This is a genomic window from Pseudooceanicola atlanticus (assembly GCF_000768315.1).
GTDB lineage: Bacteria > Pseudomonadota > Alphaproteobacteria > Rhodobacterales > Rhodobacteraceae > Pseudooceanicola > Pseudooceanicola atlanticus.
This window is the reverse complement of the sequence record NZ_AQQX01000022.1, coordinates 1-12363: the sequence shown is the minus strand read 5'-3', so window position 1 is coordinate 12363 and position 12363 is coordinate 1. Positions and strand designations below refer to the sequence as shown.

The window sequence follows — 12363 nt, the reverse complement described above, 5'->3', positions numbered from 1 at the left end:
CTTGATAAACGACGCTGAGCGGTTCATGACGGACAGACGACGATATATTTAACAAATCAAAGTCCTTCACGTTCGACTTTCTCACTGATATCAATTATCTTGCCATTTCTTGAAGCTTTTATGTTGAGAAAGCCTTCAGTCACCTCAACATTAATTAGCTTGGCCTCATCAGCGCGCCCAGTGCTAGCCTGCAGAATTGTAAAAAAGTCACAATTCGAGGAATGTTTCTCAAACGCAATATTTGTCATCTGCCGGGGGCGTGTGAAGGAATCTATTCTAGAGCCGCGAAGTTCTCCTTCCGTTGCGCTCAGTTTGTTCGTTCCAAAATATGTCTTTGTTCGGAATTTTGTATCTCTAGGAACTTGCGATATCTGAAATGTACATCCTTTTCCGTCACGAAATTCAACCACGCCATTCGTGGGCTCCCGAAATTTCCACTTGGGAGTTATAAAGTTTTGGGTATATAAATGATTCTTATTACTTCGTGCCTCATCGTAGATTATCAAAACATTAGGTTTTAGCCAGAGCCACTTCCGCGCCATTGATACACCTTCGATCAGGAAGTGTTTGCCAGAGATAAATGCGTAATTATCCGTGGACACTGCATCGTCAAGTACAGTCCAGTCGGCGTAATCTGGGGTCACATAGTCCGCCTCATCGCAAATGAAAGCAGAATGAGCCAAAGCAGACCTTGCATAATCGGCAAGTTCCCCCGTGCCTCCACCAGCATCCCAAATTAGTTGCCGTCCATCATACCTAAATGTGAACGATAGCAAATCGCAATGTCGGAAAGGGGAGTGTATGTTGGAGCCGCCTCCAATAGTGATGTATTCACTATCCGTCGAAAGCACTGCAATATTTGAGCCAATATTCAATAATTCGCCAGTGGAGCGCGGACCTGTTGCCTTTTTGCGATCTGAATGACCTAGGTTAGGTGTTCTCCCATCGTCTCGAATCAGATGCGCACGTACGTTTTCAATCGCGCTCATTTTTTTCAATAGCTTACGAAATTTCCGACCGGGTTTTTCGTTGTTTCTCTCAACAAACTTCAATAATCTGTTTAGGTGGGGCGCAGCATTGTGCTGCCCGTTTGTTTGCTCATAGATACAATGGCCATTTTCGTCAAAGTAGTAGTTTGTGATTGTTTCAGCCACCTCCAATACCTTCTCATATACCGCATTGTAGAAATCAACATGGTCCCGAAAGAACTCTCCTATTTCCGCAATATATATCAAGCGTGAATAGTTTTCCTCAACCTCAGACAGCAGGATTTCGGAGTGTATAGACCGCCTTAAGCCGGATACAATTTGAATCTTAATTTTTTCCCAATCTATCTTTTGTTCTAGCTTTCGAAGGCAGGCTTTTACTTCGTCGGAGTGCTCTTGATCAGGTCCACGAAGTGTGCAGGCAAAATCGATTAACAACTCGTTCCGGAGCTGGCTAGTCCAAGACCTTTTGTGTTTCCGGTTTGTGGACTTTTGAGCTTCTGGGTCATTAAGAAATTCTAAAATAGTTTCCGTAAGATATGCTACTGCTTTCGCGTTTTTTGTTTCTTTAAAGAAATTTAATATGGCGGTTTGGTGCTGAAATGAATTAGCGAACTGTGGGCTTTTGGGGGCAATGGTTTTCCAAAATTCGCCTTGATCTGCGCGCAGTGGCTTGTCGCGTCCTGGCAGCCAATAGTACCCATGAGTCGCATATACAAATGTCTTTAGATTTGCGTCATGGTCTAGTGAGCCATGATTAACACACCCTTTTATTGAATAATTTGGTTTCACATCAATGAGCTGATCGGCATAGATTTTGAGGTTTTTCAGTGAAGAAGTAATCTCTCCGATGATTTCCGCTTCACTGACCTCTTTTTCTTCTAGCGTTTCTTGCTCTTCGTAGCCGAGAATTTTCCCTAATTCTCTTCTAATTATCGACGGAAAAACCTTTGAAATATTGGCATGTACTGAGTATTTGAAAAGTTCCATCGTGTACGGAACCTTTTCGTCGTCGAATCTTTTGATGAGAGATGGCGCTTCTGACTTATTGCGCCACATAGGTTCACCGCGCCCCCAACACATATATATTCTTTTATCGAAACCGCGACTTAAGGCCGTTGGAATCATGTCGTGTATTAGTTGACCAACGTACCAACTCTTTGGGGCTCTTGCTCCTCCAGCAATGACATCCCAATTGTATTTTAGTCCATAGTACAATGCTGTATTGCCGCCAAGTGAAGAGCCAATTCCAACACAGTGTGTTGAGCCTGTTTCTTGGCAGGCAAATTCAACTAGTTCCATTATCGAGCGTTCGATTGAGAAATCACCTTCAGTTCCGACGAACCAGGCGTTTATAAAATCTTCCCGGGAGCTTTTTATGTATAGGGCGTTAACATTAAATTGACCGATAGTCATCATGTAACCCAAGCCTAATGAGTCAGCCCTAAACCTGTCTCCACCTGCACCTGGAAAGGATACGACCAGGATATTTGATTTGTTGGTTGACTTTCTCAGGACATAATCTATTTCAACTTCGCTCTTGAATGTATTATGACGCACTTCACGGCCTCCTAGGAGTTAAAAAATCTGATATTGGCTGTTCTGGCATGGTGCGTTTTTCTGTTATCACACTTTGTTTCGTTCATGGCTTGTCTGCTTTTATTGTGTGACTGTTATTGTTTTGGTATGTGATTTAGGAACTTGAAGCCTTTGGACTGTGAAAGTTTTTCTATTAGACCTAGGTCGGCTTTGTAAGATTTGTCTAATATCGCCGCTTGCGATTCTGTGAGAAATTTTGGCTTTTTGTATTTTTCACTTATAGCAAGCTTTTTGGATATTAAGGCGGCTATCTCAGTCTTTTCCTCTTTTTCTATTTTTAGCCCATTTATGGCTCGCATGGCTGCGATTCCTGTTTCCGATAGTGACGGATTATGAACTGCAAGTTGCAAGTCTAATGTTTTGTATGTTTCTTCCGATTTGAGACCAAATAGCGTATAAATACGTTGATGGTTTGATCTGTAGTATTCGTACGTCCACACACAGATATTGTCTCCAAAAGTGTTGGCCAACCTTTCAATGCATGGCATCCAGGATATGTTTTCCAAATCGACCTTTTCAGAGAGATATTCTTCGAATGTTGCGCTGATGCGGCCGCGTTTTACTTCCTGACTGTAGACTGAAGGTATAAAGTCGGCGTAGTTTCGGATGCTAAAAAGTACTTTTGTGGCGGGTCTTTTTTCAAAGGTTTTTTGGAGACGATCTATTGTTTCGTCAAAATTCGAATATATCCTTACCGGATCGGTGATTTGGCAAAAGCCTAGTATGTCTTCTTCAGAGACGATTATATTTTTGATTGCTTCTTTCTCTGGCGTGAGGAAGTCATCTATCCATCTGTCGTTCAAGTTTTTTTTTCCCGACATCATGTCGCGAAAATTTTTCTTTCCTTTGTCTAAATAGGCAGTTTTGTCCCGGAATAATGCTGTTGGAGCTCTTTTCAGAGCGGATTGAAGCGATGTTGTCCCGGTTTTGTGTGCACCAAGATGGAGATATATGTTGGTTGTCTCCGTTTTGGGTTCTGTGTCCTGTGTTAATGAGACTAGCCGGTCATAAAGTTGTTGGAAGTCGTCTATATATTTTATTTGGGCCCATTTTAGAAGGTTAAAGTAATATTTGTCAGGAAATCCAATCCTATCGGCGGTTCGCTCCCAGGGCTTGGCATTGACATAATGGACAATGTACGTCCTGTCTTCCAGTTCCTTGGTTTTTGCCTCTCCAATTCGTTCCATGTAGCTGCGCAGGAAGTTATAAGTGACTGGCAGGCTGAAGGTTTGGTCTGCGGAGCCAAAATTTTCAGAGACTATTTCCTGTTCTTTACGGAATTCGTTTTCCGAAGCGATTTTTGTTAGGTCAGACACTATTTTCGTATCGTGTGGCAGGAACTCTTGGCAAGCATACATGAAACCAGAATTCACTACTTCGATTCCGCTTTTTATATCTTGGTCAATTGAGGTTTTGATGTCCTTCAGCATTCCGTCGTAGTGTTTTAGTGCTGGCGCTGCCGCAAGTCGGATATCTTTTCTCGAAACAAGATTATCAATATTCTTTGTTATGATTAGGTCACAATCGAGGAAAACCTGATCTCCTAGTCCCATGTTTTGAAAGAAGAAGAATTTGAATATTGTGTATTTTGCAACAAGACTATGTCGTTCGCCTTTTCGAACGTGTTTTCTAGATATTGTGCTAAAGCGTTCTGCATCTTTGTCGGTGAAAAATACGACTTTACGGGCAATTTTTTGCACCATTTGGTCGTCTCTTACGATTGGGTCGCTTGTCATGATTACCACGGATGCGCCTTTTAGGCTTCCGGTGTGGATCACGCTCATTAGAGTCATCAAAACGCCTGGCAGGAATTTCCGATCGGCGAGCATGATGATCGATTTTTGCTTGCTGCCATCAAAGTAGTCCGCGATTGCGTCCAGTGTGCGGTTTGTTTTGTTCATGGTAGTATCGGACTTCTTGATGGTTTTTCTGTTTGTTTGGTCGGCTTCAGGGGTTGGTTATGTCGAACTTGTATCGAGATGTGAAATACCTCTGGAGTTCCCCGACTGCGACGTCGTTTCCGCCGGTCTTATTGAAGTTGAGATAGAGGGAACTGTCGTAGTCGGTTTCCTCGAACGTTCCTTGGCGGTAATCGACGTTGATCACATGCACAGGAACACGGTTATGGATCAGATGCCAGCGGAACCATAGGTCGTCGACTGTGGGTGCTATACGGACAGCATCGGCGACATTCAGCACGTTGATAGGGAAGAAGGCCGTATTGTACAGGATACCGTCTTTGCCCGTGGGCAGGATGTACAGGCTGGGGTTTTCTTCGATTTTGGTACGCATCCAGCTACGATAGGGCATGATTTGGCCATCGCGGACGTTGATCCGGTGGCCGCGATACCCGATCACGCAACGATATGTGTCGTAGGCATTCACTAGGCCCTGTAGCCATGTTTCGGGATAGATCGTATCGTCATCGACCGTGACGACCAGGCGGGACTGTCCCCATTGGTTGCGCAGGTAAGGAAGCAGCTTTCTGTACGGGCCCCAGTTGGGACAATAATCCACCTCAAGCCGTCCTTCGGCGCTTTGCTGCAGTTCCACTAAGTCGGTGGGCAGTTCGGGCACGCCCTTGTCCAGAAGGTAGGGTTCGCGAGAGAGATAGAGATGGATCTTGAGATCATCGTAGCTCTGGTTGAGCAGGGAACGGAGCGTCTGGCAGATAGTATGCATCCGCGAGCTCATGGAGGTCATCGAAATGTCGATGGTGCCGTAATTCTTCATCTTAAAAAGCCTCGGTCGGACGCAGGGGCAGGGGGACGGCAATGGAGCGATCCGGGCCTAGTGGCTGCCCACTGCGGCGCAAGGCCCCCGTTGGACGACGATTGCTGATGTTGGACCGGAAGAGCTGCAGGAATTCGTGCTTTTCGCTCTTGGTTTTCTGGGACAATGTCTGCGATCCGGCAAAGCAGAGCATCATCGGCAGGTCCAGCTCCTTCATGGTGTGGCTGCCGTAATATCCACGGATCCTTTCGCGCATTTCTACGTCGCCGCGGGAGCGGACACTGGCGAAATCTCCGACCGTGTCGAAAACAGACTTTCGGAACATTGAGGTCATCGGACCATCCCCAAGTATGGAGAACTGTGCCTCCATCTGAATTCGACCATAAAGGTCTATGCGGATATGGGGTACGGTGACGAGCTGAGTGATCTCGCTTTCGGCAAAGGCGGCGAGTTGCTGTGCGAACCGTGCCGGATGCGACCAATCGTCAGCATCCTGAATGGCAATGAACTCTCCCGTGGCGCGTTCGATCGCCAGGTTGCGGCCAACATAAGGGCCGGAGTTATTATCCAGTCGGATATAGGTGACTGCCTCGTGCTCCTCGACAGCGGCCTTGATCGCGGCTGAGTTTTCAGGCTCGCTCGCATCGTCGACGACAAAGACCTCGACGTTGGAATGTGTCTGGTTCAACGCTGAGGAGAGAGAAAGCTTCAACAAGGCGAGATCAGCATTGTAGGCCGAAATGATGACGCTGACCCGCGGCCCTTCATTCGATCGTGCCAGCCCGGAGGTGGCTTGCGCGGCATTGGCAAAGACGGCCTCGGTAGTTTCGCCTTCAATCATCAAGGGGGCGACATTGCTCCCCTCGAAATGATCGGCAAGAAAGGCGTTCAGCGGGCCGTTGTCGCGCAGGATGTTACGGCTGATCAAGCTCAGATCGTTACCATCCTCCAGCAGGCCGGATGTCCGGAGCTCTTCCAGCAATTCGACATCCGAGAAGACCGCGCCCATCAGCTTGTTGCCATAAATGCTGGACAATTGCGGCAGCACGGCCGTCCCGACGGGCAGGCGGGCTTCGTACAATTCGTTGGAGTGGCTGCGCAAAGAATCCATCCACTTGATGAATTCTACGTTCTTGACCTGCTTCGGATCGGTCATCATGGCGATCATCTTGTCCCGATCCCCGGAAGCCAAGGCAGTCTTGAACGTGTCCTTGAAGTCCAGGGTCGAAGCGATCAGGTCGACGACCTTCTGGCCGATCAGGTTGCTCAATACCGTCCGTGTGTCGACAGAAAGCAGTTTCTGGAACATCCGCAGGAAATCCGCCTCGCCCAGAAGATCAGAGCCGCTTTCGTGCAGCTGGACAAGAAATTGCAGCTGCAGATCCGTCGTGCCATAGCGCCTCATGCATTCGGCGACCCGGTAACGGGCACGCTTGTTTAGGCCATTGTCCGCGGCGGCAAAAGCCAGCGCGGATTGGAGCGCAGGAGCTGGTAGGCCACATGCCAGAAATTCGAACAGCGGGATGATATGGTTCCGGTTCCCACGACATATCTGGGAAGAGCAGACCGCGAGGTTGGCGGCAATCCGGTCCATCGATGGGGTGGTCCGCGCGATCTTCAGGAAAGAACTGAGCGCAGCGTCATCAAGCTTCAGGATCATGCCGGGCCTCGCCGAAAGCTCCAGGGCGAAGCGATCGGTCGGGGCGATCATGTGTGGGATATCTGCAATCTGCTCATAGCTGAACAAAATACCATTCGCAGCTCTTGTCGATGGTGTGGTGTCGAACTCTCGTAGCAAGGTCTGGCTATGCCGCACTCTCTCCATCGCATGGTTCAGCAGGCGGGCCACGGGCCAATGGGCGATTGGTGACAAATTCGACAAAGTATCATGGTCAAGAAGACTGCCAAGGAAAATGGCTTCACGATCCTCGTTCGTGAGCTCAACCAAATTCGTACTCCGATTGAGACTTTCGACTTGGTTGTCCGTCATTGTGCCGGCGCGTGGCTCGCAAATTGCCAGGGCCTCCCTGACCAGCATGATGCCGGATTCTTCGGCTCGCACCCGATCTGCGTTGCTCATTCCCAACAGTCTGGACAGAGGCAGCGTTGTCAGGTCCGTAAGTGTCAAACCGGAAAGTGTAGGGGCTTGCGCCGGGATGACGGCAAAACGTTCGCTCTCTCCATCATAGGTCACTTCCGCATGGGTTACGGGGTAGAAGCCGGAATAGCTCCAATAGGCCTGTACGGCTGTAACCAGAAGCTCCGGCTCCTGTGGCGTTTGGGGACCGATGATGATGACAGGTTTCTGAAGCACGCGGGCCGAGGCATCCGAAAACTCTTCGACGAGGGAGGCGATGTCACTGCACACCACGCAATTGTCGAGGTTGAGAAGCGGACCGGAAGGTCGGGTTCCCTTGCGCATCAGGACAATGGCGTAGCAGCTGTCGATGTCTACATGACGGGTCGGGGTCAGCCCGTTTTCATCTTCGACAGCCGCTTCGCCGAGGAGAAAGATCTCCAGCGAGTCATTGGTCACGCCGGGCTTTTGCGGGCCAGTTCTGAAACGCCCGATCCGTTCGCCTTTGGGCTGGTCGGAATATCCCCGGATCTGGTCCTCCCAGCGGCCGTCGTCGGCGGTTAGGCTGACACGCAGGTCGAGCACGTCGTCCTCCAGGCCGGAACAGCACAGATAGGCCAGAAGCAAAGGGGATAGATCAACATGTGCCGGGACTTCGATGATGGCGGGAGGGCGATTTTCGGCATCGCGCTTGCGGTACGTCGCCCGGGTGATAACCTCGTCGAGTAGTCCATCTTCCTTAAGCGCGTTCCAGAACGCTTTCGTCGTATCGGTTTGGCTGCTGGTAAGGACGGCGGTGAGAGGAGCCGGTGGATAAAGCCTGACTACATTCGATGTGTTCGAGCGCTCCCGTGCGATGGCCTTGAGGGTCTCGATATCCCTAGGGTCCGGTTCAAGCTCTGTGATGGGCAGGATTGTGCGGACGAAATGGGCGCCAGCGGTGACCGTGAAGCCGGGCGGCAGTGCGGCCTGTCCCCTGAAGTTCCCGGGGCCGCCGAAAGCGGCCATCAGGCAGGACAGGAACGGCGTGCCTTCCGGGGTGCCCGCTAGCAGTATCTCTCGCCGCAGAATGTCACGCAGAGTGTTCGGGTAGGCGGCAACCCTGTCATTGAAGTCGATCAGTTCCTGCAAAATGTGCAGGTTGCGCTTGCCATCCTTGTTTCCGGCAGGGCTGTGGATGACTTCGTCCAGTTTGTAGCGATAGGGGCGCTCGGGATCGGCCAGGGGACGGAAGAACACGTCAATCTGCGTACTGCACTGGGCTGGATCGCCGTTTTCAAGAACCGCTAGGAACCCTGCGAGGACTTGGTCGAATTTGCGTGACAGCATCAGCTTGGTCAGCATCGCATCGACCAGCGGCTGACGGGCCATCAGCGCGTCGAAACGTTCGGGTTCCACACTGTCCTGCGCGTGCAGCACGGAGAGAAATTCCTGCAGCAGCTCGGTGTCGAGTTCGGTTTGCAAAAGGGTCTGGATATTCGCGGGATAGGAGGCAATCCGCTCCAGGAACGCCGGGGAATAGTCTGAGTTCATAATGGGGTTCCGATTACAATCTACCCTTTGGCAACCATATTTGCCAAAGCCTTTCAAGACCAGAACCGTCTCGCCACAGAGGGCGATTGTTTGCCATGACCGCGGGTTGCGCGGGCAGCCTCAAAAAACGTCGCCCCCGGTATTTCGACCGGGGGCGGGTAATTTTTCGGTGTCTGCCTTGCTCAGAAGAGCTCGATGTCGCTGGCGGTGACGAGGGCGTTCTGCTCGAAGGTTGCGATGAGCTGCTGATCCTGCGCGCCGGTGCCGTCGATATCGAACCACAGTTGGCCCGAGGTCTGGTCGAAGATGAACCGGTCATCCGCGTCGAGCGCTGCCGTGCCGGCGACGAAGGCGTCGGTCGACAGGATGCCCTTCACCACGCCGGCAAAGACCGTCTGCTTCATCATCAGCTTATCGCCTTCATCGGCTTCGTTGACGTTGAAGTCGATGATCCGGTCGACGTTGTCCGGCGCCAGCGCCCGGTCGAAGACGAAGCTGTCCGCCCCGGCCTGACCGCGTAGCGTGTCGCGGCCTTCGCGACCGATGATCGAGTTGTCGAACGGGTTGCCCACGATCGTGTTGTTCAGCTCGTTGCCGATGCCGTTCACCCCCGGCACCCCTTCGCCCGCATCGTTGCGCAGGGTCTGGATATAGAGGTTCTCCACGTTCGCATCGAGCTGGATCGAGCGGAAGGCCCGGACCGTATCGATGCCGCCGCCTTCCAGCTCCACGGCGTTGTCGCCGGGCGCCCGCAGCAGGTAGGTGTCGTTGCCATCCCCGCCCACCAGCGTGTCGACGTTCTTGCCGCCGTCCAGGATGTTGTTCTGGTCGTTGCCGGTGATCACGTTGCGCAGGCCGTTGCCGGCGCCGAGGATTGCATCGCCTGTCAGCACCAGATCCTCGATATGCGCGCGCCCCATGCGGAAGTCGACGCTGGCCTGGACCGTGTCATGGCCGTCCCAACGATTGCTTTCCGCGACCCGGTCACCGGCATCGTCGATGATCAGCAGGTCCGAGCCCGGACCACCGTTGAGCGTGTCATTGCCGCCCTGGCCCTGCAGCGTGTCATCACCGGCAGACCCGAACAGCACGTCATTGCCATCCCCGCCGAGGATCGAGTCATTGGCGCGACCGCCATAGATGATGTCGCGCAGCACGTCGCCGACGATATTGGTGCCGACATCGTCATCGGATTTCACCGTATGCTCGCGACCACCGGTCAGCTGCACCTCACGCGAGCCGTCGATGAACACGTTCTTGCCCCGGCCCAGTGGGCCCACATCCAGCAGCACCGGGTTCCCGGCGGAGGGATCGCCCACGTCGATATAGAGCTTGGAGCTGTTGGATTGCGACACCAGCGGGTTCTCGACCACGAGGCCGAGCGTCTCGATGCCGGAGACGTCGAAGCCCTCGATCCCGGTGAAGGTTCCGATCTCGCCGAGGTTGGCATTCAGCGAACTCTGGGAGATCTTGATCACGTCGAAGCCCGTGCCGCCCAGAACTTTGAAGTCGGGGCTGTCCACATGGGCCCGGCTGGCCGTGAAGATATCCCCCTTGTCGGTGCCCACGGCAAAGAGCTGCGTCGCCCGCATCTCGATCGTCTGGCCCGGGGCATTGTCGCCTTCGAAGGCGAAGTTCGCCGAGACAAGATCGGCCAGCTGGACCCCCTTGAGCTCGGTATAGCCAGTGGGGCCGAAATCGACGATCACGTCCGCCCCGACCTGGCGCAGATTGAGCTGCGAGAAGGCGGTATAGGCAGAGCCGCGGATCCGGATCACATCGCCGCCGACCCCGGCCTCGAAGTCGTAGATCGTGTCGGTGAAGTCCTCGAAGAGGCGCAGGAACGTGTCGCTGCCGGCGCCGCCATAGAGGTCGTCGCCATTGGCGCCGCCATTGATCACGTCATCGCCCGACCCGCCGACCAGCAGGTCGTTGTCATTGCCGCCGCGCAGGGTGTCGTTGCCGACGCCGCCGGCCAGGGTGTCCTTGCCTTCGCCGCCGTTCAGCTTGTCGTCGCCGCCATAGCCCTGCAGCGTGTCGTTGCCGTCATCGCCGTTCATCGTGTCATTGCCGCCCTGGCCCAGGCCGAGGTCGGACCCGTCACGCATCGCGATATTGCCGCCATCCTCATGGGCGACGATCCGGTCGGACCGGTCGCCGGAGCGGGCATATTTGAAGGTGACGTCGTTGCCTTCGATGTCCGACAGCGGGTGCAGGCCGCGCACGCCCGGATGGACCGCCTGCCATTGCGGCGAGGACCCGACCGGGTAATCCTGCTCGTTCACGTCGATGACGATGGTGTTCTCGTCATCCGGGGACCCGTGGAAGTTGATGTCCCGGTTCGTGTATAGCATGTGCAGGGTGTTGTAATGCTCCGCATTGTAGGAGGAGAACAGCACCGCGTGGCGGGCATCCGTCGACGACAGGTTGGTGAAGTCGTTGGCAAAGCTTTCCTGGAACAGGAAGTGATAGCCCGAGGAGCCCGACTTGTTATGGGCCCCGACCGCGGTCAGCGCATCGGCCGTGGTCTCGTGGGCGCGCTGCCACTTGAAGGCATGGGCTGCCGGATCGGTGATCGTGATCCGCTCCATCGAACTGTCGCGCACCCCGTCGAATTCCAGCGCCGCGATCGACACCCATTCGGGGATCGTGTCCTCGAAATAGAACGGATCGGGGGCCCCGCCGGCATCGTCTTCGAAATTCCCCTGGATCGAGAAATCCGACAGGTGCACGTTCTCAAGGAAGGTGTTCTTCGCAATATTCGCCTTGCCCGCCTCGAACGTGTAGGGCGCAACCTCCGCAAGCGTCGCAACCCCGTTCTCGTCAATCGAGACAATCCGAGACCGGAACTCACGAAGATAATATAGCTCCGCCGACGTCGGGTCTGCAGGGTCGGTCTGCGGGGCGTTCCAGTCCGCTAGACCGTCTGGATTATTCAGGTTTCCGGAGGCTTCGAGGTAAGCGTCGTCGTTTTCCTGGAACAGGAAGACCAGATCGCCGACTTTGAAATCATCGAACTCCAGTGCTGGGTTGGCCGTACGCAGCGCATCCACGTCCGGCAATTGCAGTTGGTTCGAACCCTCTGCCATGGTCAAACCGATCTGCCCGTATCGATCCTGTAGGCTTTCCGGGTGCACCAGAATGGTCGGTCCTGGATTGTCGATACCGATGTCCGTGCGGAAGATCGTCTCGCCTTCTCCGGCGCCTTTCACTGTGATGTCGCCGCGGCTGATCTCAAGTGTTTCAGTGATGCTGTAGGTGCCGGCTGAAATATTGATGATTGCGTCGGGAATGGCGCCGTCAAACAATTGCTGAAGCTGGGCATTGGTTGTACCCGCCTGCACGTTGTACACGCGAGGGTCCTGTCCCTGGAATAAGAAGTCAGCACCATTCAGCTGATTTGCTTGAACGTTTTCCAAGACAATATTCAGCCCT

Annotated in this window: 5 protein-coding genes; all 5 read right to left on the bottom strand. The window is 53.1% G+C overall.

Features of this window, described 5'->3' with window-relative positions:
- Positions 1-56: 56 nt before the first annotated feature.
- Complete coding sequence (locus ATO9_RS24050) at positions 57-2546, bottom strand: heparinase II/III domain-containing protein (protein ID WP_156127939.1); 2490 nt, start codon at positions 2544-2546, stop codon at positions 57-59.
- A 113-nt stretch (positions 2547-2659) separates the two neighbouring features.
- The gene (locus tag ATO9_RS21680) at positions 2660-4486 is read right to left on the bottom strand and encodes a glycosyltransferase (RefSeq protein WP_043754497.1); all 1827 of its coding nucleotides are present in this window, start codon (positions 4484-4486) and stop codon (positions 2660-2662) included.
- Positions 4487-4532: 46 nt separating this feature from the next.
- Entirely contained in the window at positions 4533-5318 is a 786-nt protein-coding gene (locus ATO9_RS21675) for a glycosyltransferase (protein WP_043754495.1), read from the bottom strand.
- 1 nt (position 5319) lies between these two features.
- Positions 5320-8928, bottom strand: a complete 3609-nt coding sequence (locus tag ATO9_RS21670) for a glycosyltransferase family 2 protein (protein WP_043754494.1) — start codon at positions 8926-8928, stop codon at positions 5320-5322.
- A 182-nt stretch (positions 8929-9110) separates the two neighbouring features.
- Positions 9111-12281 carry a calcium-binding protein gene (locus ATO9_RS24965; RefSeq protein ID WP_052418522.1) on the bottom strand — a complete coding sequence of 1057 codons (3171 nt, stop codon included), beginning with the start codon at positions 12279-12281 and terminating at the stop codon, positions 9111-9113.
- Positions 12282-12363: the final 82 nt, after the last annotated feature.

Excerpts from the sequence above, each read along its gene's own strand:
- ATO9_RS21680 (WP_043754497.1), bottom strand. The coding sequence starts at position 4,486 with ATGAACAAAACAAACCGCACACTGGACGCAATCGCGGACTACTTTGAT.
- ATO9_RS21675 (WP_043754495.1), bottom strand. The coding sequence starts at position 5,318 with ATGAAGAATTACGGCACCATCGACATTTCGATGACCTCCATGAGCTCG.
- ATO9_RS21670 (WP_043754494.1), bottom strand. The coding sequence starts at position 8,928 with ATGAACTCAGACTATTCCCCGGCGTTCCTGGAGCGGATTGCCTCCTAT.